The sequence below is a fragment of the Nonomuraea maheshkhaliensis genome (assembly GCF_039529435.1).
Taxonomy (GTDB): Bacteria; Actinomycetota; Actinomycetes; order Streptosporangiales; family Streptosporangiaceae; genus Nonomuraea; species Nonomuraea maheshkhaliensis.
The window spans coordinates 1-21,979 of the sequence record NZ_BAAAMU010000091.1; the positions used below are offsets into that span (position 1 = coordinate 1).

A 21,979-nucleotide genomic window follows, 5' to 3' on the forward strand; every position below is an offset into this window, starting at 1 on the left:
CCAGGCAGCTCGGCACGGCGGCGGACGAGCGCCTGTACGGCGTCGCGGCCCTGCCCGACGGAGGCGTGCTCGCGGCCGGCTACACCAAGGGCGACCTGGACGGCCGCCATCCGGGCAACGCCGCCGACGACGCCTTCGTGGTCCGGCTGGACGCCGCCGGCGAGGTGCGCTGGCTCACCCAGTTCGGCGACCCGGCCGCGGCCGACCGCCTCTACGCGCTGAGCGCCGCTCCCGACGGGGGAGCGTACGTCGCCGGCTACACCAAGGGGTCGCTCGACGGCCGGAACGCCGGCGACAAGGACGCCATCGTCGCCCGCCTCACCCCGGACGGCGCGCTGTCCTGGATCCGCCAGTACGGCGGCGCCGGCGAGGACAAGGCGGCCGGGATCGCGGCCGGCGCCTCGGCCGTCCACGTGACCGGCAGCGCCTCCGCCGCCCTGCCCGGCACGACCGCCCTCGGCGGCCTGGACGGCTGGATCGCCGCCTACACCGCGGACGGCACCCGGCAGTGGGCCACCACCGCCGGCGGCCCTGAGGACGACCGGCTGAACGCGGTCACCGTCACCACCACCGGCCTGACCGCCGCCACGGGCCTGTCGGCAGGGGACGCGCTGACCGTCGCCTACACCGCCAGGGGCGCGCGCCGCTGGCAGCACGTGCTGGCCACGCCCCAGGCCGACGAGGGCGCCGCCGTGACCCCGCTCGCGGGCGGGGAGGTGCGGGTCGTCGGCTACACGCGGGGCCGGGTGGGCGTGCCGGCGGGCGGGGCCGACGTACTGGTGCTGCGCCTGGACGCCAAGGGGGCCCAGCGCGCCGCCACCCAGCTCGGGACGGCTCGCGACGACGGCGTGGACCCGTTCGCCGAGCCCGGTTTGTACGCCACCACGACCCCCTCGGGCCAGGTGGCCGTCACGGGCCTGACCTACGGAACCCCGGCAGGCGGCACCGCACCGGGCAACGGCGACGTCTTCCTGACCACGTTGCCCGCCGCCTGAGCCGTCACGTGACGGACGTTGTCCCTCATCGCCCCTGCCCGCCTGATCAGGCGACGCTCGTCGGCTCGTCGTCCCAGTCGGGCAGGGTGGTCGTCCCGGAGATCCAGTCCCGCCGCAGAATCGCGTACCCCACGGAGTCGTACACCGGGCCGTCCGGCGCCGGCCAGGCCTCGCGGTAGTGCGACTCCTTCACATAACCGCAGCGGCGGAAGACGGCCCGCATGGCCAGGTTGTCCTGCCGCGTGTTCCCCTCGATCCGGTTGAACGCGGGGAACTGCTCGAACAGGTAGCCGGTCAGCCACTTCAGCGTCGCCGTACCGAGCCCCCGCCCCCGCCACGCGGCCCGGATCCGCAGGTCGAACATGGGCGTCCAGTCGGTCAGGTCCTGCAGCCGCACCAGCCCGGCCCGCTCCCCGTCCGCGACCAGCCAGAAGGTGCGGTTGTCGGCGTCGTCGTAGACGCCGTCGGCGATCCGCCGCCGGATGGCCGTCTCCTCCTGGACGCTCGCATGGAAGGGCCACTCCTCGCCTGTCAGGAGCTCGACCAGGGCATCGGCGTCGTCGGGGGAGAACCGAGGGAATTCAACGTTCACGGACCTGATCGTCCAGACCCCCACCACACCCCGTCAAATCCTTTTCACCGCACAGCCGGGAGGGGGCGACGATGATGACACTTCCAGGGCCACAATCCGCGCCTGGAAGCTCCGACGATCCTGATATGAACAGCCCGACGATCATTACACTCCGCGAGGTCGATGGGCCAGAACGCGCTCGTCCCGCCGAGCGGCTGCGGAGCCCGCTGCCGGCGCCGGCCAACGTTGGGTGAGGGCCGGCCCACCCCCGGGAGGGTGATGGGCCGGCGGTTGGAGGGGTCAGTTCACGGTCACCGTGTGGCGGAGGCTGTTCAGGCCGGTCGTGGCCTCCCAGACGCCGTCGTTGGCGAGCCGGATCGCGTACTCCGGCCTGGACGGCAGTTGCGGGTCGGGCAGGTTGAGCAGCAGCGCGTACGTGCCGGCGGGCAGGGACGCGGGCAGCGGCACCGTCTGCGTGATCGTGTTCGTGGCGCCGGCCTGCCACCTGCGCGGATCGGCGGTGAGCGGGAAGCGGTGCAGGGCCGAGGTGGCGGTGTTGCGCAGCACCAGCTCCAGCCCGCGCGGGTTGAAGGGGGCGGCGTAGCCGTCGTTGCGCACTGTGATGCTGACCGGCAGGCCGCCGCCACGGGTGGCGGCGGCGGGGTAGGTGCCGGTGGTCAGGGCGAAGCGGTAGCCGAGGCGGCGGGTGATCTCGGCCAGGCAGCCGCCGGTGTTCCAACTGCCGAGCACGCCGGTGTGGTAGTCGGTGTTGAGGTAGGAGTAGTGGAAGCGCGACAGCTCGTCCATGGCGGTGGGGCAGTCGGAGCGGGGCGGGTTGGGGTTGCAGGTCTCGCCGCCCATGGCGACGTACGCGGTGTCGGAGCCGAGGTAGGGATATTCGACGGCCGGGTCCTCGTACGTGCCGTAGTCGTCCGGGCTGGCCAGGAAGCAGTCGTTGTGGTGCCCGAGCCGCGCCACGGCCGAGCCCCCGTAGGCCTGGCCGGAGGTGACCGGGCTGGTGGTGTACATCGTGCGCTTGAACTTCGGCGTACGCAGCTGCACCATCCGGGTCGAGGGCAGGACGCTGAGGAGCTTGTCCACGACGGCCTTCCTGTTGGCCCAGTCGGCCGCGGTCACCGTGCCGGCGTTGCCGAAGTTCTGGGTGTAGTACCACTCGCCCCAGGCCCCGATGAAGCCGGCCTGCATGAGGTAGATGACGTCCCTGTTGGCGCTCAGATAGGGGGCGAGCTGGTCGAGGTGGGCGAGCACCCGGTCCTTGGCGGCGTCGGCGCCGTCGGTCGAGGTGGTGTAGGCGAAGCGCAGGATCATCTTCAGGCCCGCCGCCCGTACGGTGTCGAGCTGCTGCTGCAGTTGCTGCAGGGCGGCCGCGCTGATCGGGCTCGTCTTGAACTCGGCCAGGTAGAACACGCACATCACCAGGGAGATGTTCTGGCTCGTGCGGTAGCTCTGCAGGGTCGCCAGGGAGAAGTCGTTCTTGTCGCAGTCGCCGGTGTGGTGGTAGAGGCCGCGCTCGGGGTTGGCGAAGTCGGCGCTGGTGGGGGCGTAGGTGACGGTGCCGTTGCCGCCCCCTCCGCTGTAGACGTGGGTGTACTTGGCGGACGTCTCCAGCGGCGACTCCACCTGGAAGACGAGGTCGGCGTCGTTCGGGGTGGCGCTCTCGCCGAGGCTCGCGCGCGGCACCGTCCACCTGGCCGTGCCGCCGGTGGCCGAGTGGGTGACCGCGCCCACGAGCGTCCAGCTCCAGCCGCCGCCGTCGTGGCGGTAGAGGGAGCCGTTCTCCAGTAAGAAGTCGGCTCCGGCTCCGCCCTGGGCGAAGCCGGTCGCGGGATCGCGGTCGGTGTCGACGTACGTGCGGGTGTAGGCGGGGCTGCCGGTGTAGCCGAACTGGTACGTCACCGTCGTGGCGGTGTCGGTGGCCGACTGACCGGTGATGGCGGCCAGCGCGGGGGAGGGCGCGACGAGGACCGACGCGCACAGGAGGAGGAGGGTGAGACCGCGTGCGAGCTTGGGCATGGCGCTCCTAGAGGCAGGCAGGCCGGCGGGATGTTCGCGGATTGCTTGCGACTAATCATGGAGTCCATGCGAATTAAGTCAAGACCCCGGTCAACTGGCGCTGGTGACGGCCAGGGGCGAGCTTCAATAATCAGGGAGTCCCGAGTAATATTCGGCCGACGGGGTGACGGTCCTGTGCGCGTGCCCCGTGTGCCCCGCGTGCCCGTCGCGCGCGTCCACGATCACCGCCCCTGGCCGGGTCTGCCCGGCCCACGACTCCGGCGAGCCCGCCAGCACGAGCACCCGGTCGTACGGCCCCCGCTCCGGGCACCCGCGCGCCCCCTCGCCCACGAACAGGTGCGGCCGTATCCCCGCGGCGGCCAGGTTGCGGCCCGCCGCCTCCGCCACCGCCGGGTCGCTCTCGATGGACGTGACGCCGCCCGCCTCGCCCGTCAGCCGGCACAGCAGCGCGGTCACCCAGCCGCTGCCCGTGCCGACCTCCAGCACCCGCTGCCCGGGGCCGACCTCGAGCAGCTCCAGCAGGTCGGCCACGGCGCTGGGGGCGGGGTTGACGCAGGTGTAGGCGGTGCCGCCGCGCCCGCAGGAGAGCGGGGTGGCGATCGGGCTGCCCGAATAGACGGCGTCCCACCAGCCGTGCGGATCGGTGTCGCGGTCGATCGGCACCGCGCCGCCGTCGTCGTCGAGCGCGAGGCCCTGCGAGGGGACGAACCAGTGGCGCGGCACCTTCCGCAGCGCCTGCGCGATCGGGCCGGTGGCGGGGGCACGGCGCTCGGCGATGGCCGCGATCATCGCCTCCAGTCGCCAGGCGATGTGGGGCAGCATCGAAGAGCCCTGCCGGGTTCCGCCGTCATGCCTGCTCACAGCGCCTCCTTGGTCCGGGCGAATGCTAAGGGTGACCGTAAGGCCACTGATCGGAGTGTGGCAAGACGGTCGGGAAAAACTCTTGTCGCGCGGCCCTCCCGCGCGCGACTTTCCGCCTCATCCGCCGCGATGCCACAGACTCGTCACTCAAAGTGATCGATCTTGGCGCGGTCGGCCGAGGGCGAGCGGGCGTCGCGCGGGCGGGTGGAGATCGGGCAGGCTGGGACTCATGCCTGAGACGCCACTCCCGGGAGGGTTCGTCAACGCCGTCGTCCGCGTCGGTGACACCGTCCGCCGCCGTCCCTCCGAGCGGGCCGCGTACGTGCACGAGGTGCTGCGCCTGTTCGAGCGGAGCGGCTGGCGGGGCGCGCCGCCCTTCCTCGGCCTCGACGGCGAGGGCCGCGAGATCCTGGGGTACGTGGACGGGCACGTCGCGTGGGAGGAGGTCCAGCCGGACGGCGTCGGCTCGGACGAGAGCCTGGCCCGGGTGGCCGCCCTCGTCCGCGAGTTCCACGACCTGACCGCGGGCACCCCGCAGGCCGGCGACGGCGAGGTGGTCTGCCACAACGACCTGTCGCCGAAGAACACCGTCTACCGGGACGAGGGGGCGGGGCTGCGGCCGGTGGCGTTCATCGACTGGGACCTCGCCGGGCCGGGTCGGCGGATCCACGACGTGGCCCACGTGTGCTGGCAGTACGCCGGCCTCGGCCCCGGCGCGGAGCCGGGCGTGGCCGCGCGGCGGATGCGGGTGATCTGCGACGGCTACGGCCTGGCCGAGCGCGGTGAGGTGGTGCCGACCGTGCTGTGGTGGCAGGACCGGTGCCGCGACGGCATCGTGGCGGACGCGGCGGCCGGCCTGCCGCACGCCGCCCGGCTGGTCGCGGACGGGGTCGTCGAGCGGGTGTGCGCCGCCCGCGACTGGGTCGCTGCACATCGCGCCGACCTCGAACGAGCCCTCCGCTGAGCCCGACCTGGTTCTCGGACGAGCCCTCCGCCGCCACCGGTCGAGCCCGCGGGGCTCTCGGACGAGCCCTCCGCCGGCTCCGGGCGGCCGGTCAGCTCGGCAGGTGGTGGAGGTCGGCCGGGGCCGGTTGCGCCGGGGCTGGTTGCGCCGGGGCCGGTTGCGGGGCGGCGGGGTCAGGGGCGGCCGGTTCCTCGATCGGTACGTAGTCGTGGCGCATCCCGTGATCGCCCAGCCACTGCCGCAGCCCGCCCACGGCCTCAGGGTTCGTGGCCACCTGGGCCGCGTACTCCGACAGGGCCACCTCCTCCCCGTCGTCGAACAGCAGCCGCGCCGGCCCCGACCACGACAGCGTCCACTTGGCCTCGCCGAGCTGGATCAGCACCGCCTCCAGCGCCTGCCCCAGCACCCCGGCCAGCAGGGTAGGGGAGGGGTTCCAGCCGCTCTCCAGCAGCTTGGCCTCCAGCTCCGCCTGCCGCCCCCGCGCGATGGCCTCGAACGCCGCGTCCAGGTACGGCCGCGAAGCCCCCATCACCTGCTGCCCGGCCACCGCCAGGTCGTGCAGGGCGTCGGCGTTGCGGCCGGCGTACATGGCGTGCGAGACCAGCTCCTCCCAGGGCACCGGCCGCAGCGTCGCCGCCGCGTCGGGCGACCACATCGACTGCTCCACGGCCTGCACCGCCACGTTCGGGTCGACGAGCAGGGTCAGGGCGGAGCGAGGGTCGGGCACCTGCTGCGGCTCGTCGAGGTGCTCGATCGCGGCCAGGCGCTCGGCCATGCTCGGGTGGGAGTCGTACGGGGAGACCTCTTCGGGCTGCTCGCTCAGCCTGGCCAGCTCGGCCTGCCGCTCGGGGTCGCTCATGAGCGCGTGGAAGCCGCCGAACACCGTCGCCGGCCTGGTGCCGCCCGCGCCCGTCAGGATCAGGTAGCTGTCGACGTAGGTCTCCCAGCCCGCCGCGGTCAGGCGGATCTTCCGCAGGGCCCCTGACGTGGCCTGCCGGCCGCCGATCGCGACGGCGAACCGGTCGGCCTCCAGCTCCTGCCTGCGCGAGACGGCCTGCGAGACCCGGAGGTAGAGCTTGGCGTACCAGGTGAACAGGCGCTGCACGAACGGATGGTTACGCAGCCCCTGGACGGTGGCGATGAGCGAGACGCGGCCCCGGTAGACCGGCGCGCCCAGGCGCGTGTGGGCGCCGCTGTAGTGGCCGAGCTCGTGCCCGAGCACCGCGCGCATCTCGTCCACCGTGAGCGTCTGCAGCAGCGGCAGCCCGATGAACATGCGCCGCCGCGTCGCCTTCAGCCCCAGGAAGCGGGTGTCCTCCGAGACGGCCGCGTTCACCTCGGGGACCAGGCGGATCTCGTCCGGTGGGGCCGTGCGCACGCGCTGGGCCAGCTCCTCGACCGTCTGCCACAGCACCGGCTCGTGCTCGCGTCCCACCGGCACGCCGGGCTGCTCGCCGTCACGGCGGCGGCTGACCATCACCAGCGTCCTGACCAGAGCGCCCGACGCCAGCGTGAGCACGATCGCGAACTTGAGCGCGGTGGCGTGGAAGTCGACGATGAGCAGGACGTCGAGGAAGATGGCGGCGGCCACGATGAGGCCGACGAGGATGTAGAAGCCGGCGAGCAGGGTGAAAGCCAGCACTGCTCGGAACGCTGTCGTCATGGGGGAGGGCTCCCGGGGAAGGGGTTCTCGCGAGGCTCGACACTAGCGGAGACGGGAAACTGGATAAAATCGCTTCACTGATGCCGTACTACGACGAGCATGACCAAGAGCGTTGGGTTCCGGAACTTCCCGGCAATCCGGAACGGTCCGCGTTCGAGCGGGACCGTGCCCGCGTCCTGCACAGCGCCGCGCTCAGGAGACTGGCCGCGAAGACGCAGGTCGTCGGCCCGGGAGAGACGCTCGGCGGCGGCCAGCACATCCCCCGCACCCGCCTGACCCACTCGCTGGAGTGCGGCCAGGTCGGCAGGGAGATGGGCGCCACGCTCGGCGTGGACCCCGACCTGGTCGAGACCGCCTGCCTGGCGCACGACCTGGGGCATCCGCCGTTCGGGCACAACGGGGAGGTGGCGCTCAACGCGCTGTCGAGCTCGTGCGGCGGCTTCGAGGGCAACGCCCAGAGCCTGCGCCTGCTCACCAGGCTGGAGGCCAAGGTGCTCACCGAGGACGGGCTCAGCGCCGGACTCAACCTGACCCGCGCCGCCCTGGACGCCTCCATCAAATATCCGTGGACCTGCCGCGAATCGCCCAAGTTCGGGGTGTACGACGACGACCTGCCGGTGTTCGAGTGGATCAGGGAGGGCGCGCCGGCCGGGCGGGTGAGCTTCGAGGCGCAGATCATGGACTGGGCCGACGACGTCGCCTACTCCGTGCACGACCTGGAGGACGCCCTGCACTCCGGTCACGTCACCCCAGAGGCGCTCCAGTCGCCCACCGAACGCGCCCAGGTGTGCGAGATCACCCGCACCTGGTACGCCCCCGGCGCCGACCTCGGCGAGCTGGAGGAGGTCTTCACCAAGCTGATCGACGACCCACTCTGGCCGCGCCGCTTCGCCGCCACGATCGCCGACCTGGCCGGCCTGAAGGCCCTCACCAGCGGCCTCATCGGCCGCTTCTGCCGCTCCGCGCAGGCCGCCACCAGGGAGGTGCACGGCTCGCGCCACCGCGCCGACCTCGTCGTGCCGTACGCCACCAGGCTGGAGTGCGCGCTGCTCAAGGGCGTCACCGCCCACTACGTGATGACCACCGAGGACCACCACGCCAAGCAGGCCAGGCAGCGTGACGTCATCACCGAGCTGGCCTCGCTGATCACGCTCGGCGCGCCGGACACGCTTGAGCCCGCCTTCAGGCCCGCCTTCCTGGAGGCGCCGGACGACGCCGCCCGCGTGCGCGTGGTGATCGACCAGATCGCCTCGCTCACCGACACCTCGGCGGTGAGCTGGCACCGCCGGCTCTCCCGCTGACCGGTCCACTCCGACCGATCCCCGTTGATCAGGCCGTGATCAGGCCGTGATCAGGTCGCTGTGGCCGATCTTCTGGTTAAGGCTTCGTCAACGAGCCGGGCTCTCCGGGACGAGCCGCTTTCGCGAGGACCCCCGCCGGGCGGATACTGCGCCCATGGCCACATATGTGATCGTCGGTGCCGGACTGGCCGGGGCGAAGGCGGCGCAGACGCTGCGTGAAGAGGGCTTCGACGGCGAGGTCGTGCTGATCGGCGCGGAGAACGAACGGCCCTACGAGAGACCGCCCCTGTCCAAGGAGTACCTCCAGGGCACGAGCGAGCGGAACGACATCTTCGTCCACGCCCCCGAGTGGTACACCGACAACGGCGTGGATCTGCGGCTCGGCACGCCGGTCACCCAGATCGACCTGGGTCACCACCTGGTACGGCTCGGGGACGGCTCCCGGCAGCCGTACGACAAGCTGCTGATCGCCACCGGAGCCGTGCCCAGGCGGCTGCCAGGGCCCGCCTACTACCTGCGTACGGTCGGAGACAGCGAGGCGCTGCGGCGGCGCTTCGCCGAGGGCGGCTCCGTGCTGGTCGTCGGCGCGTCCTGGATCGGCCTGGAGACCGCCGCGGCGGCGCGGGCGGCCGGCTGCGCGGTCACCGTGGTCGAGCCCGAGCCCACCGCGCTCAACCGGGCGCTCGGCCCCGAGCTCGGCGCCCTCTTCGCCCGCCTGCACGCGAGCAAGGGCGTGGACCTGCGCTTCGGCATCGCCGCGGCGGAGATCACCGAGGACGGCGTGCGGCTCAGCTCGGGCGAGCGGCTGAGCGCCGACCTGGTCGTGGCCGGCATCGGAGCCGCACCGGAGGTGGGCCTGGCCCGCAACGCGGGCCTCGACGTCGGCCAGGGCATCCGCACCGACGCCTCCCTGCGCACCTCCCACCCCGACGTGTACGCGGCGGGCGACGTGGCCGAGTTCCTGCACCCGGTGTACGGCCGCCACATCCGCGTCGAGCACTGGGCCAACGCCCTGCACGGCGGCCCCGTGGCCGCGCGGTCCATGCTCGGCCAGGAGGTGGTCCACGACCGGCTGCCCTACTTCTTCACCGACCAGTACGAGCTGGGCATGGAGTTCTCCGGCGACATCGAGGGCCACGACGAGATCGTCTACCGGGGCGACCCCGAGAGCCTGGAGTTCATCGTCTACTGGCTGCGCGACGGCCGGGTGGTGGCCGGCATGAACGTCAACACCTGGGACGTCGTGGACGGCATCCAGGAGCTGATCAGGTCAGGCGCCCAGGTCGACGTCAAGGAGTTGTCATCGGGTTGAGCACGGTGGCCACCGCCGGCCGGCCGCCTCAGAGTCGTTCGACTTCGAGCACGAGCTTGCCGGTGGTGCGGCCGGTCTCGATGCGGCGGTGCGCCTGCGCGGCCTGCTCCAGCCGCAGCGACTCGACCCGCACCCGGAGCTCTCCGCTCGCGGCCGCGGCCACGGCCCGGTGCAGCGCCCGGCCCGCCTCCTCGGGGAAGGCGGCGGAGAACGCGGCCAGGTTGAACCCGGAAACGGTCTTGTTGGTGAACCACAGCTCATTGGCCGAGATCCCGACGTCCTCGGCGCCGGAGGCGTTGCCCATCACCACCATCCGGCCCATCGGCGCCAGCAGGTCCAGGCTGCCGCGGCGGGCCGTACCGCCGACCATGTCCACCACGACGTCGAACCGGCCGGCCGCGGCCACCTCGTCGCGGAGCACCACCTCGTCGTAGCCGAACGCCCTGGCCGCCTCGATCTTGGCGGGGCTGCCCACCGCGCCCACCACGCGGCCCGCGCCCAGCAACCGGGCGGCCTGGCCGAGCTGGCTGCCCACGCCTCCTGCGGCGGCGTGCACCAGCACGTCCTCCCCAGGCGCGATGCGGGCCACGCGGTCGAGCACGAGGAACGCGGTGGCGCTGTTGGAGGGCAGCGCCGCCGCGAGGCCCGGCCCGAGATCGTAGCCGTCCAGCGGGGCCACCAGGGCGGCGGAGGTGGTCACCACCTCGGCGTAGCCGCCGCTGTCGACGATCGTCAGCGCGGCGACCGGCTGGCCCGCGCGCAGCCCCTCGACCCCGGGGCCGAGCGCCCTGACGCGGCCGGACACCTCGATGCCGGGAACGAACGGCAGCGGGACGTCCACCACGCCCCGCCGGTAGAGGATCTCGGCGAAGTTGGCGCCCGCGTAGGCCACGTCGATGGAGACCTGCCCCGGTCCTGGCTCGGGGACCTCGACCTCGTCGAGGCGCAGGACGTCGGCACTGCCGAACTCGGGGATCGTGATCGCTCGCATGCCGTCCATCGTGCTGGGACGGCGCCCGTCATGGCAGTGTCCGCTCATCCTGGGTCTGCCACCACCAGGCTCTCCACCTTCTCCTTGGTGCTGGTGCCGGGACGCGGCGTGTGCAGCACCACGTTGAGGTCGGCGCGGTCCGGCAGCCGCAGCAGCGAGTACTCGAAGGTGAGGTCCCCGGCCTCGGGATGGGTGATCGACTTGATCCCCTGGGAGCGGGAACGGACGTCCGGCCGCGCCCACAGCTCGGCGAAGTCCGCGCTGGCCGCGCACAGGTCGGCGGCGATCCGCCCGAAGACCGGGTCGTCGTGATACCGGGCCGCGCTGGCGCGGAAGTCGGCCACCATGTCAGGGGCGAACTCGTGCCATTCGGTGAACCTTCCGCGGTAGGTCGGGTGGGTGAAGAAGGCCACCATGCAGTTCCGTACGTCGTCGTCGAACCCGAACACCCACCTGGCCGCGTCGTTCATCGCCACCAGGTTGTAGTGCCGGTCCAGGACGTGGGCCGGATTGGGCATCCACGCGTCCAGCACCGCGCGCAGCTGCTCGCTCACCGGCGCGCCCGGCCGGCCCGCGGGGTCGGGTGGATTCAGCCCGGCGAGCACGTACAGGTGCGCCCGCTCGGCCTCGTCGAGCCTCAGCGCGCGGGCGACCGCGTCCAGCACGGCGCCGGAGACCGTGATGTCGCGTCCCTGCTCCAGCCAGGTGTACCAGGACACGCCCACACCGGCGAGCACCGCCACCTCTTCCCGGCGCAGGCCGGGGGTGCGGCGACGCCCTCCGGCGGGCATGCCCGCCTCGGCCGGGGTGAGCGCTTCCCGCTTGGCCCGCAGGAACTCCTTGAGCTGGTCACGGCGGCCTCGGCTGGCAGTCACCAGCACACCCTATGCGCACCGGCCGGCCCTGTTCATCGCACCCCGCAGCCGTGCTCAGCCGGCCGAGACGCCGCCGTCGGTCAGCGGGTCTGTCGCCGTCGGGTTGCGCTCGGCGTCGCTGTCGGAGCTCCTGCGCGGGCGCGGCGTCTTGGTCTTGCTGGTCTGCGGCGTCGTCGCCTGCCGCGACGCGCACTGCACGGAGCAGGGCGGCGTCTCGCCCAGCTTGCCGCGCAGCTTCATCGTCTCCTCCCGGGGGGAGTACGTGCGGTTGCCCTTCTTCCAGGCGTCGAGGTAGTCCCACGGCTCGACCATGCCCCTGCGCACCCACCAGAAGGCCGGGCCGGTCTTCCACGAGATCGCGAAGTAGAGGTTGGACCCGGTGTCGCGGGCGTTGCCCGTGCGGCCCACCTTGCCCAGCAGCTGGCCCTTCTTGACCTTGGCGCCCGGCTTGACGCCGTCGGCGATCGAGTCGAGGTGGCCGCCCAGGTAGCGAACGCCGTCGTCACCGATGATCGTGACGAACCTGCCCTCGCGGTCGGCGCCCGCGTCGGTGCCCGGCTGCCACCTGTCCTGGGTGTTCACCTCGTCCACGACGCCTTCGACGGGCGCCACGAACGAGCAGCCCTGCGGCGCCCAGATCGTCGTCTTGGGCAGCACGAGCAGCTTGCGCTGGTAGGTGGTCTTGCAGCCCTTCACCGGGAAGGCGTAGCTGTACTTCGACAACTTCGGCGGCGGGACGTTCACCGGGTCGTCCGCCTGGGGCGGCTGCTCGGCCGCCTGCGGCTGCGGGGTCGGGCTCGGGGTCGTGGCGGTGGCCGACGGGGTGCCCGAGACGGCGACCGTGGAGGGCGATCCCGCCCCTCCTCCGGCCCCGGCGCCGACGCCCGCCAGCCCGGTGGCCTGGGTGCACGCGCCGGTCAGCAGCACGGCGCCCGTGACGGCCGCCAATCGTCCGATATGCCCCGATCGCATGTTCTCCACCCGTGTCACCGTTTTCCACCGACAACCTTTACCTTTGTAGCCGACCGGGAGCCCCCGCATGGCCGCTTTCCCCCTTTAGCAGCCGAGAGGTAACCTCCGGCTTCCTCCCCGCTCCCCATGCCGGGGACACCCGACCGGTCGGGAACCGTCGGTGGGGCGGAATAGACTTCCCGGCGTGGCTGGCCGGATCCGTGATGTCGACATCGCCCTCGTACGCGAGCGCTCCCCCATCGCCGACGTGATCGGCGAGCACATCCAGTTGCGCAACGCCGGAGGGGGCAACCTCAAGGGCCTGTGTCCCTTCCACGACGAGAAGAGCCCGTCGTTCAACGTCACCCCCGAGCGGGGGATGTACTTCTGCTTCGGCTGCTCCGAGGGCGGCGACGTGATCACGTTCGTCGAGAAGATCGAGCACCTGTCGTTCGGAGAGGCCGTCGAGCGGCTGGCGCAGCGGGCCGGCATCCAGCTGCAGTACGAGCAGGGCGGCTACGTGCCCAGGCGCGACCACGGCGAGCGGGCCCGGCTGATCGAGGCGCACCGGGCGGCGGCCGAGTTCTACGCCGACAAGCTGATGTCGCCGGACGCGGCGGTGGGGCGGCGGTTCCTGTCGGAGCGGGGGTTCGAGCGGGCCGACGCCGAGATGTTCGGGGTCGGCTACGCGCCGGCCGAATGGGAGGCGCTGGCCCGCCATCTCCTGGGCCGCGGCTTCAGCGCCGACGAGCTGGTCAAGGGCGGGCTGGTCAGGGAGGGGCGGCGCGGCCCGATCGACCGGTTCCGCGGCCGGCTGATCTGGCCGATCAGGGACGCCACCGGCGACGTGATCGGCTTCGGCGCGCGCAAGTTGCTCGATTCCGACGACGGCCCGAAATACCTGAATACGCCTGACTCCCCGCTTTACAAGAAGAGCCAGGTTCTTTATGGAATTGATCTTGCCAAGCGGGAGATCTCCAAGCGCGCGCAGGCCGTGATCGTCGAGGGATACACCGACGTGATGGCCTGCCATCTCGCAGGCGTGCCGACCGCCGTGGCCACCTGCGGCACTTCCTTCGGCGAGGAGCACATCAAGATCCTGCGCCGGTTCCTGCTCGATCAGGCCGAATTCCGGGGCGAGGTCATCTTCACCTTCGACGGCGACGCGGCCGGGCAGAAGGCGGCGCTGCGCGCGTTCGCCGACGAGCAGAAGTTCGTCACCCAGACCTACGTGGCGGTGCAGGGCGACGGGCTCGACCCGTGCGATCTGCGGGTCAAGCAGGGCGACGCGGCCGTGCGCGACCTGATCGCCAGCCGCGAGCCGCTCTTCCAGTTCGCGATCAGGAGCACGATCTCCCGCTACGACCTGCGCAGCAACGAGGGCAAGATCGCCGCCCTCGACGCCGCCGCGCCGATCGTGGCCGGCATCAAGGACGCGGGGCTGCGCAAGCGCTACGCCATCGACCTGGACCGGTGGCTGGGGTTCATGGACGAGCGCTTCGTCATGCAGCGCATCTCCGAGGTGTCCGGCGCCCAGCAGCAGGGCCGGCGCAGGCAACAGCCCAAGGCGGCCCCGCACGACCCGGGCGTGCGGGTCGAGGGCGAGCTGCTCAAGCTGGCCGTGCAGCGCCCCGCGCTGATCGGGCCGCGCTTCGACGCTCTCGACGCGCAGGCGTTCACCGCTCCCGAGCACGTGATGTTGCACAAGGTCATCGCCGCCGCGGGCGGGCTCGCGGCGGCCGGGCACGGCGGCCGCGAGTGGGTCGATCGGCTGCTGGAGCACGCGCACGAGGAGGGGGCGCGGGCGCTGGTGACCCGGTTCGCGGTCGACCCGATCCAGGCCGACGCCCACGCCGAGGAGCGCTATGCCGGGGCGATGCTGGCCGCCATCGAGGCCATCGCGGTCGACCGGGCCATCGCCCAGGTCAAGTCGCGGATCCAGCGGCTCAACCCGGTGGAGGAGCAGCAGGAGTACAACAAGCTGTTCGGGGAGCTGGTGGCGCTGGAGCAGCAGCGCCGGGTCCTGCGCGACCGCGCCGCCGGCAGCTGACCGGCGACGGCGCGCTGTTACGCGGCCGCCAGCCGGCCTGCAAGCCTTCGGTGCCGCCTGAACGCCGCCTGAACGCCTCCGGGACGCCGCCGGAACGGCGCTGCCGGGCCGTCTCATCACTCGCGTTTGGTAACAGTTAGGACGCGATCGCAGCCGCAAATCAGAGTGGTAGACCCGGAAACTTGGCCCGGTCCAAAATCCGTGACAAGGCGAGGACGGCCACGTCGGGGCAGCGAAACGGCGGCGTCCGACCGGGGGGTGTCGCCGGGCGCGTGAATCCAGACCGCGTAATTGACTTTACTTTCCTGATCAAACTCGGGCTAAACCTTATTGCGATCTCAATTCGGTAAGGACGATCGTCTTACCTTCGGTGACAAAAATGGGTCTGCCATTTGATGGAACCAATACTGCAGACTGTCTCCCGTGGGTGCATCGGTGCTGCCAAGCGGGCCGCCATCGGTAGATCAGGTGGCGGACCTCGTCGCGAAGGGAAGGGAGCGCGGGAGCGTAACCGTCGATGACGTCGCAGCCGCGCTTGACCGATCCGAGTTGCCGTCCGACGCGCTGGAACGCGTCGTGCGGATGCTCGCCGAGAACGGTGTGGAGGTCCTCGAGCCGCAGGGCGACGAGGAGACCTCCCGCGCCGATGAGGAAGACGTAGGCAAGCGGGCGCCGACCAGTGATCTCGTCCGGATTTATCTGCGGGAGATCGGCCGGGTGCCCCTGCTGACCGCCGAGGAGGAGGTGGAACTCGCCAAGTCGATCGAAGCCGGCCTGTTCGCCGAGGACAAGCTGGCCAACGGGGTCTCGCGTCTGGCCTTCCCGGAGTTCAGGGAGCTCGTCTGGCAGGGCACCCGGGCCAAACAGCGGCTCATCGAGGCCAACCTCCGGCTCGTGGTGTCGATCGCCAAACGCTACGTCGGCCGCGGGATGTTGTTCCTGGACCTGATCCAGGAGGGCAACCTCGGGCTCATCCGGGCCGTGGAGAAGTTCGACTACACCAAGGGCTACAAGTTCTCCACCTACGCGACCTGGTGGATCCGTCAGGCGATCACGCGGGCCATCGCCGACCAGGCGCGGACCATCCGCATCCCCGTGCACATGGTGGAGACCATCAACAAGCTCGTCAGGGTGCAGCGCCAGCTCCACCAGGACCTCGGCCGCGAGCCGATCCCGGAGGAGATCGCCAAGGAGATGGATCTCCCCGTCGATCGGGTGGTGGAGATCCAGCGCATCGCCCAGGAACCGGTGTCGCTGCAGTCGCCGATCGGCGAGGAGGACTCCGACCTCGGTGACTTCATCGAGGACGCCGACGCCGTCGTGCCCATGGAGGCCGCGGCCTTCATCATGCTGCAGGACCAGCTCGACGACATCCTGGCCACGCTTTCGGACCGCGAGCAGCGCATCATCCAGCTCAGGTTCGGCCTGGCCGACGGGCATCCGCGCACGCTGGAGGAGGTGGGCAGGGAGTTCGGCGTCACGCGGGAGCGCATCCGCCAGATCGAGTCGAAGACCCTGGCCAAGCTCCGCCACCCGACGCGGGCGCAGATGCTCCGCGACTACCTCGACTGAGCACGAAGTGTGGGGACGGCCATCGGTCGTCCCCACACTTCGTGCCCACTGGTCACGAACAGCCCTCGAACTGCGGCACCGCGATCGTGGACAGATCAAGCCCGGACTTGCCGAACCACTTGGTCAGCAGCTTCTTGGCCGTCCCGCTCTGGTACATGTCGGTGATCGCGCGGTTCACCGCCTCGCAGCCGGCCACGTCGCCCTTGGCCATCCCGATCCCCGAGCGCTGCTCGTTGAACTGCGCGTTGGCCAGCCGCAGTCCCGAGCCGTCCTCGGCGGCCAGCCCGGCCAGGATGATGTCGTTGGTGGTGACCGCGTCCACCTGCCGGTCCTTCAGCGCCGCCAGGCACCTCTTGTAGTCGGGGAACGGTACGACCTGCGCCGCCACCCCGCGTTCCTCGACGACCCGCTTGGCCGCGTTCGCGCCCGCCACCTCGCAGATCTTGCGGCCCTTGAGCTCGCGCACGTTGGTGATCGTGTCGTCGCCGCGGGTCAGGATGTCCTGGTAGGAGATGTGGTACGGCCCCGCGAACAGCACCCGCTGCTTCCGGTCCTGATCGATCGTGAACGTGGCCACCACCAGGTCGGCCCGCCCCTGGCTGATCACCTTCTCCCGGTCGGCGGCCAGCACGCCCAGGAAGGAGACCTCCTTGCCCAGCCGGCCGGCGACGTAGCGGGCCACGTCCACGTCGAAGCCGTCGAACTTGCCGCCGGCGCGGAACCCGACCGAGGGCAGGTCCGTACGCACCCCGATGACGAGTTCGTCCTTGTCCAGGATCGACTCCCGGCCGTTCATCCCGCAGCCCGCGGCCGCCAGGGCGACCAGGACCAGCGCCACCGCCAGCACCCGCTTCACCGGTACTCCTTGAGTCGTGGCCACACCCCGGCGATCACCAGCAGCCCGATCGCGCCGATGGCGAACGGCATCAGCCGCCACAGGCTGTCCAGCGCGCTCTCGCCGGTGCCGATCGCCCGCTCGAACACCTTCTGGTGCGAGGCGGTCATGGACTGCAGCGCCTCGTCGTAGGAGGCGAAGGCCGTCATGGTGCGGCCGAGCCGCTCGGCGACCGCCTCGTTGGTCTGGCCGTTCGCGACGAGCCGGCGGAAGGCCGCATCGGCGCGCTGGAAGTCCTGGTACGCCCGCATCACCTTCTCGCCCTCCCTGCCGACGAGCTCCGGCCCCAGCATGCCGAGCCCTCCCGTCGCGCCGCTGGACACCCGCTGGTGGTAGGTGCTCAGATTGCCCGCCTCGTAGTAGATGACGGACAGCGACTTGTCCAGGTAGGTGTGCTCATAGGTGTCGGCCCGATCCTTGTCCAGCAGGTAGCGGCTCTGGTCGCCCTGCATGCTGTTGCTGATCGCCCGCGCCCTGGCCAGCGTCAGCACCGAGTCGAAACCGTCCGACTTGGCCGTGCGCAGCGCCTGGTCGTCCCGGGAGAGCACGTTCACGCCGAAGATCAGCGCGACCGCCGTCGTCACCGTGGCCGCCAGCAGCGCGGGCCCGAAGACCCGGCGGAAGCGCCGGGCCAGGAAGACCTGCAGCCAGATCAGGCACCCCAGCGCGACCAGCCCGGCCACCACCACCGCGAGCCGCACGAGCGGCACCACGAAGCTCTTCTCGTCGGCGGTGCGGCGCACGATCGTGCCGCTCTCCAGGGTCAGGTTGTACGCCTGCGGCAGCAGCACCAGCCGCATCAGGTCGGTGGCCGTGCGGTAGGTGCGCACCACGTTGTCCGGCGGCGGCCCGGCGGCGTGCTCGGCCTGGTCGTTCAGCAGCAGGGCCTGCCCGGCCAGCCGCTCGTAGCGGCCGAGCCCGTCGAGCACCGACTGGACGGTCCTGCGCTCGGCCTCGTTGTCGCCCGACAGCTCGAACGCCTCCAGCAGGGCCCGGTGCGCCTCGACCCGGCGCGCGTCGTACTGCTTGAGCGCCTCGGCCCGCTGCGCCTCGTAGTCCTTGCCGATCACGAGCAGGTTGGCGACCTGCGCGTCCATGTCGCTCAGCGCGAGGTAGAGCCCGGCGGTGGCGACGACCTGCGGGCCGGCGTCGCGGCCGATGACGCGCAGCCCGTCGCGGGCGCTGGAGCTGCCGACCGCGAGCGCCGCGAAGAGCAGGGCCAGCGACGCGACCGTGATGCCGGAGATGACGCGGATCCGGCCCGGCACGCTCCGGCGGGCCGGGGCGGGCGCCGGCCGCACCTGCACCATGGTCACGGCGTGCCCTCCCTGATCGTGATCACGGTCCACGCCCCCAGGTGGATACGGTCGCCCGGGCCGACCCTGACCGGGACGTTCACCGCGAGGGGCCGGCCGTTCAGCTGGGTGCCGTTGGACGAGCCCGGGTCCACCAGCAGCCACGAGCCGTCCTGCTGGCCCAGCAGCACGGCGTGCAGGTGGGAGACGCCCGGGTCCTCGGGCGGCCCGGCCAGGTCGATCTCGGGGGAGGCGTTCCTGGCCCGGCTGCGCCGGCCGATGCGTACCTGCTCGCCGTGCAGCGCGAACGAGCGCTCGGGGCAGTACGGCGGGAACGCCATCGCGGCGGCGTCGGGACCGCCCTCGGCGATGACCTTCTCGTAGTAGGTGCGGTCGGCGCCGGTGACGGCCTCGTATCGCGCTCCCGTCGCGGGCAGGGGGACGGCGGCGCCGTTGCCGCTGTAGTCGTGGCCGCACACCTCGCAGAACTGCCCGGCGCGCGGGGTCTGGCAGACGGGGCACGACTCCGCGGCCTGCCCCTGGGACGGGGATCCGTGCTGGGGCACGGAGTGGGTGGTCTGGGGGGACACGGGCTGGGGCGGGCCGGCCATCTGGGTGCCACAGGTGTCGCAGTAGTCGTCGGCGCCCGACGCGTGCCCCAGCGGGCAGGTCGCCATCAGCTTCCTTCCTTACGCAGCCGGCTCGTCCGCACGGAGCCGGTGTCCAGCTCGATCTCGTCGGCCTTGTCCACGTTCCTGCGCAGCCGGGCCGTGCCGGTGGCCGGATCGACCTCCACCACCCTCTCCAGCAGCCTCGCCGTGTCCTCCCGGCCGGAGTCGGTGGCGATCTGCCGCGCCTTGGCCAGGCGGGCGGTGGCGGTGTCGACGTCGCCCATGGAACGGGCGTTGAGCCCCTCCTGGATCAGCTCGTGCAGCTCGGCCTGGCCGGTGTAGTGGGCGACCTTCCTGTTGATCCGGGTGGACTGCGCCAGGTCGTCGGTCCACTGGGCCAGCACGTTGCCGGAGGCCACGGTCTCCTGGGTGTCGGGGCGGACGAGCTTGACCCAGCCCGCCCTGATCTCCTGCCCGACCTGCCCCGGGGGCACCTCGACGCAGATGTGGTATTCGCGTTCCTCGGCGCCCCAGGAGCCGGTGGGGTAGTCGCCGGTCAGCGGATTGACGTCGGCGCGTTTGCCGGTCAGGTCGAGCAGCGTGGGGGAGACCTGCTTGACGAACTTCAGCCGCGCCGTCTGCGGCACCCACACCCGCAGCGACAGGTCGGCCACCGTCTTGCTCATCGACGTCTGCGTGAGCCTGCGGAAGTATTCCGGCAGGTCACCCTGATTGCGCACGAAGTCGAACGTGCCGAGCAGCGCCTCGGCCACCTTCCGCAGCTCGGCGGGCACCCAGTCGTCGCCGACGCCCAGGCAGTCGGCCACGAACTTGCCGCTCCAGCCCGCCAGCACCGAGGCGAACACCTCGGGCCGCTCGTTGTTCTGCCCGTCGGTCATGAGCAGCGCGTGCCTGATCGCCGACGGATGCGCGGTCAGCAGGTGACCGGCCAGCTTGAGCCATTCGCCCATCGCGGTGCCGCCGTGCGCGGTCAGCCGGCTGATGGCCCGCTCGGCCTCGGCCCTGGTGGCCGGGCTCGCCTTGACCAGGTTGGCGTGGCCGCCGGGGAAGACGACCCTGGCCGACTCCGTACCGGCGATCACGGCGAAGTAGACGCCGTCGCGCAGCGTCCGCACGGCGGTCGCGGCCGCCTGCCGCGCCTCACGGATCTTGCTGCCGCTCATCGAGCCCGACGTGTCAATGATGATCACCTCGGCCGCCTCGGCGGGCGCGGCCTGCACGGTCGCGCCGCCCGTTGAGCCTACGGTGAGAATGGCGTGCACCTCGCGGCCGTCCAGCGGAAGGTACTTGTTCTGGTCGACGTTCAGCGTGAAAACGGGCTGGTCAGCCATGCGACTCTCCTAGGGGGATCAAAACGATCGTCACGTTGTCCTGGCCACCGGAGTCCAGCGCGTGGCGCAGCATCTCACGGGCCATCTCGATGGGGGTGCCGGTGGCGGGGAAGGCATAGCCGTCCAGATAGCGCCACAGGCCGTCGCTGCAGACGAGCAGCAGCCCCGGCCGCCGCGGGGTGAAGGCGCGCAGGTGGAGGTCCACGTCGCCGGCGTCGGCGCCGAGCCAGGCGGTGATCTCGCCGGTCTCCACCACGTCGTCCTCGGTCAGCAGGTCGCCGCCCGGCAGCAGGTACGCCCGCGTGTCGCCGGCCCAGCCGAGCGTGACCCGGCCGTCCGGCGCCACCGCGGCCGAGACGTACGTGCAGGCGGGGGCGTCGTCCACCGACGTCGCCAGCTTGGCCACGGCCCGCCCGGCCAGCTCGAACGCCTCCTCCTGCGACAGGCCCCTGGCCAGCGCCGCGCCCGCGGTCTCCACCGCAACCGCCGACGCCTCGTCGGCCCTGGGCGAGCTGCCCACGCCGTCGCAGACGACGGTCACCACGGTTGCGCCAGTGGGGCTGCCGGTGGGGTCGCCGGGTCGGCCGCCGGTTCGGCCCCCGGCTTCCAGCAGCGCCACCGCGTCCTCGTTCCGGCTGCGCCGCAGCCCCCTGTCGGTCACCGCGGCGGCGCCGCCGGCCAGCACGATCTCGGCGTGGTCGCGGCCGGTGGGCTGGCGCAGCCCGCACCGCTCGCAGTAGCCCTCCGCGTCCACGGCCTTCGCGGCGCAGAAGGAGCAGGTGGGAGCGCCCAGCGCGTGGCCGCACGCCTCGCAGTACGTGTCTCCGGCCACCACGGGAGCCTGGCAAACGGGACAGATCACAACCACGTCCTCGGTCGTACGGCGTTGGCCTGGTCGATCAGCGCGTGGCGCTCCTGGCGCGTCTCCGCCGCCACGGCCAGCCTGCGGTAGATGGATTCGAGCCGTTTGCGCAGCCCCGGCTCGGTGAACGGCGCGTCGGCCAGCCGCGGCGAGCCCTGCGGCGGCGGGTTGCTGTCGAGCCAGGCCAGCGCCCCGCCCAGCACCTCGGCCGTGAGCAGGTCGCGGCGGCGCGGGTCGAGGTCGGCCTGCTTCGCGACCCGGTCGGCGGCGCCCACGAGCTCGTCCGGTTTCAGCACGCTCAGGTCGGCCCTGCGTACTACCGAGGCCGCCAGCGCCACCTGCGCCGCCACCCGGTAGACCGACGAGGCGGGCACCTCGTCCAGCACGCCGATCCGGCCCGACCTGGCCAGCCCGAACGCCGCGCTGACGTAGGTGTGGTCGGTGCGCCAGACGAGGTCGTACCAGGAGGCGGCGGGCTTGCCCGCGCACTCCAGCGCGAACGCCAGCGCCAGCTTCGGCGCCGTCTCACCGGGCAGATGCGACAGGCACGCCTCGAACAGCGACACCGCCTGGTCGGCCTGCCCGGTGACCAGCGCGAGCACCCCGCGGTACCAGGTGAGCCGCCAGTCGCGCGGCAGCTCCCCGTCCAGCTCGTTCAGGGCGACGGGGGTCTCGGCCGCGGCCGACTCGGCCAGCAGCCTGACCCGCATGAGCTTCGTCTCGGGGGTCGCCGGCATCCCGGCGAGCTGGTCGAGCAGTTCCTGGCCGTCGCGTCCGGCAGACCCGGCGGCCTCCGCGCTCGCCGCGCTGCTCGGCCGCGAAAC

The 21,979-nt window shown here is 71.9% G+C and carries 18 protein-coding genes and 1 pseudogene; 6 read left to right on the plus strand and 13 right to left on the minus strand.

Annotation, left to right across the window (positions count from 1 at the left end):
• A pseudogene (locus ABFX54_RS40455) lies at positions 1–995 on the plus strand (alpha/beta hydrolase-fold protein); the annotation flags it as partial.
• 46 nt (positions 996–1,041) lie between these two features.
• On the opposite strand, the gene ABFX54_RS40460 reads toward ABFX54_RS40455, so the two are convergent.
• From ABFX54_RS40460 to ABFX54_RS40470, 3 genes are all read right to left on the minus strand, one after another.
• Positions 1,042–1,587, minus strand: a complete 546-nt coding sequence (locus ABFX54_RS40460; RefSeq protein ID WP_346112142.1) for a GNAT family N-acetyltransferase — start codon at positions 1,585–1,587, stop codon at positions 1,042–1,044.
• 279 nt (positions 1,588–1,866) lie between these two features.
• Positions 1,867–3,600 (minus strand): DUF4832 domain-containing protein, encoded by a 1,734-nt coding sequence (locus ABFX54_RS40465; RefSeq protein WP_346112143.1) that lies wholly within the window; start codon positions 3,598–3,600, stop codon positions 1,867–1,869.
• A gap of 123 nt (positions 3,601–3,723) precedes the next feature.
• Complete coding sequence (locus ABFX54_RS40470; protein WP_346112144.1) at positions 3,724–4,461, minus strand: protein-L-isoaspartate O-methyltransferase family protein; 738 nt, start codon at positions 4,459–4,461, stop codon at positions 3,724–3,726.
• 229 nt (positions 4,462–4,690) lie between these two features.
• On the opposite strand from ABFX54_RS40470, the gene ABFX54_RS40475 reads away from it, so the two are divergent.
• Positions 4,691–5,425 (plus strand): phosphotransferase, encoded by a 735-nt coding sequence (locus ABFX54_RS40475; RefSeq protein ID WP_346112146.1) that lies wholly within the window; start codon positions 4,691–4,693, stop codon positions 5,423–5,425.
• Positions 5,426–5,516: 91 nt separating this feature from the next.
• On the opposite strand, the gene ABFX54_RS40480 is transcribed toward ABFX54_RS40475, so the two are convergent.
• Positions 5,517–7,088, minus strand: a complete 1,572-nt coding sequence (locus ABFX54_RS40480; RefSeq protein WP_346112147.1) for a M48 family metallopeptidase — start codon at positions 7,086–7,088, stop codon at positions 5,517–5,519.
• An 80-nt stretch (positions 7,089–7,168) separates the two neighbouring features.
• Here ABFX54_RS40480 and ABFX54_RS40485 point away from each other — a divergent pair, with 80 nt between their 5' ends.
• Positions 7,169–8,389 carry a deoxyguanosinetriphosphate triphosphohydrolase gene (locus tag ABFX54_RS40485; protein ID WP_346112148.1) on the plus strand — a complete coding sequence of 407 codons (1,221 nt, stop codon included), beginning with the start codon at positions 7,169–7,171 and terminating at the stop codon, positions 8,387–8,389.
• Between the two features lie 154 nt (positions 8,390–8,543).
• Positions 8,544–9,701: an NAD(P)/FAD-dependent oxidoreductase gene (locus ABFX54_RS40490; protein ID WP_346112149.1), complete on the plus strand. Its 1,158-nt coding sequence runs from the start codon at positions 8,544–8,546 to the stop codon at positions 9,699–9,701.
• Positions 9,702–9,729: 28 nt separating this feature from the next.
• Here ABFX54_RS40490 and ABFX54_RS40495 read toward each other — a convergent pair whose 3' ends face one another.
• Genes ABFX54_RS40495 through ABFX54_RS40505 form a run of 3 tightly spaced genes read right to left on the minus strand, consistent with a single transcriptional unit; the run spans position 9,730 to position 12,539 of the window.
• Positions 9,730–10,692, minus strand: coding sequence for a quinone oxidoreductase family protein (locus tag ABFX54_RS40495; protein ID WP_346112150.1), 963 nt, complete (start codon positions 10,690–10,692; stop codon positions 9,730–9,732).
• A 44-nt stretch (positions 10,693–10,736) separates the two neighbouring features.
• Positions 10,737–11,567, minus strand: a complete 831-nt coding sequence (locus tag ABFX54_RS40500) for a helix-turn-helix transcriptional regulator (protein ID WP_346112151.1) — start codon at positions 11,565–11,567, stop codon at positions 10,737–10,739.
• Between the two features lie 54 nt (positions 11,568–11,621).
• Positions 11,622–12,539: a M23 family metallopeptidase gene (locus ABFX54_RS40505; RefSeq protein ID WP_346112152.1), complete on the minus strand. Its 918-nt coding sequence runs from the start codon at positions 12,537–12,539 to the stop codon at positions 11,622–11,624.
• 184 nt (positions 12,540–12,723) lie between these two features.
• Here ABFX54_RS40505 and dnaG point away from each other — a divergent pair, with 184 nt between their 5' ends.
• Positions 12,724–14,568, plus strand: coding sequence for a DNA primase (gene dnaG, locus ABFX54_RS40510; RefSeq protein ID WP_346112153.1), 1,845 nt, complete (start codon positions 12,724–12,726; stop codon positions 14,566–14,568).
• A 468-nt stretch (positions 14,569–15,036) separates the two neighbouring features.
• Positions 15,037–16,140: an RNA polymerase sigma factor RpoD gene (gene rpoD / locus ABFX54_RS40515; protein WP_393264463.1), complete on the plus strand. Its 1,104-nt coding sequence runs from the start codon at positions 15,037–15,039 to the stop codon at positions 16,138–16,140.
• Positions 16,141–16,192: 52 nt separating this feature from the next.
• Here rpoD and ABFX54_RS40520 read toward each other — a convergent pair whose 3' ends face one another.
• The 6 genes from ABFX54_RS40520 to ABFX54_RS40545 all read right to left on the minus strand — a co-directional run.
• Positions 16,193–16,996, minus strand: coding sequence for a transporter substrate-binding domain-containing protein (locus ABFX54_RS40520; RefSeq protein ID WP_346112154.1), 804 nt, complete (start codon positions 16,994–16,996; stop codon positions 16,193–16,195).
• On the minus strand, positions 16,993–18,351 hold the full coding sequence (locus tag ABFX54_RS40525) for a hypothetical protein (protein ID WP_346112156.1): 1,359 nt from the start codon (positions 18,349–18,351) through the stop codon (positions 16,993–16,995). Before ABFX54_RS40525 ends, ABFX54_RS40520 begins: the two co-directional genes overlap by 4 nt.
• A complete protein-coding gene (locus ABFX54_RS40530) occupies positions 18,348–19,007 on the minus strand; it encodes an FHA domain-containing protein (protein ID WP_346112157.1) in 660 nt (219 codons plus the stop codon). The genes ABFX54_RS40525 and ABFX54_RS40530 overlap by 4 nt, the downstream gene beginning before the upstream one ends.
• Positions 19,007–20,293 (minus strand): vWA domain-containing protein, encoded by a 1,287-nt coding sequence (locus ABFX54_RS40535; protein ID WP_346112158.1) that lies wholly within the window; start codon positions 20,291–20,293, stop codon positions 19,007–19,009. The genes ABFX54_RS40530 and ABFX54_RS40535 overlap by 1 nt, the downstream gene beginning before the upstream one ends.
• On the minus strand, positions 20,286–21,125 hold the full coding sequence (locus ABFX54_RS40540; RefSeq protein WP_346112159.1) for a PP2C family protein-serine/threonine phosphatase: 840 nt from the start codon (positions 21,123–21,125) through the stop codon (positions 20,286–20,288). Before ABFX54_RS40540 ends, ABFX54_RS40535 begins: the two co-directional genes overlap by 8 nt.
• Before the next feature lie 26 nt (positions 21,126–21,151).
• The coding region (locus ABFX54_RS40545) for a tetratricopeptide repeat protein (RefSeq protein WP_346112160.1) at positions 21,152–21,979 on the minus strand (828 nt) is incomplete at its 5' end.

Coding starts and splice junctions, on each gene's coding strand:
- ABFX54_RS40465 (WP_346112143.1), bottom strand. CDS start 3,600: ATGCCCAAGCTCGCACGCGGTCTCACCCTCCTCCTCCTGTGCGCGTCG.
- ABFX54_RS40475 (WP_346112146.1), top strand. CDS start 4,691: ATGCCTGAGACGCCACTCCCGGGAGGGTTCGTCAACGCCGTCGTCCGC.
- ABFX54_RS40480 (WP_346112147.1), bottom strand. CDS start 7,088: ATGACGACAGCGTTCCGAGCAGTGCTGGCTTTCACCCTGCTCGCCGGC.
- ABFX54_RS40485 (WP_346112148.1), top strand. CDS start 7,169: ATGCCGTACTACGACGAGCATGACCAAGAGCGTTGGGTTCCGGAACTT.
- ABFX54_RS40490 (WP_346112149.1), top strand. CDS start 8,544: ATGGCCACATATGTGATCGTCGGTGCCGGACTGGCCGGGGCGAAGGCG.
- ABFX54_RS40495 (WP_346112150.1), bottom strand. CDS start 10,692: ATGCGAGCGATCACGATCCCCGAGTTCGGCAGTGCCGACGTCCTGCGC.
- ABFX54_RS40505 (WP_346112152.1), bottom strand. CDS start 12,539: ATGCGATCGGGGCATATCGGACGATTGGCGGCCGTCACGGGCGCCGTG.
- ABFX54_RS40530 (WP_346112157.1), bottom strand. CDS start 19,007: ATGGCGACCTGCCCGCTGGGGCACGCGTCGGGCGCCGACGACTACTGC.
- ABFX54_RS40535 (WP_346112158.1), bottom strand. CDS start 20,293: ATGGCTGACCAGCCCGTTTTCACGCTGAACGTCGACCAGAACAAGTAC.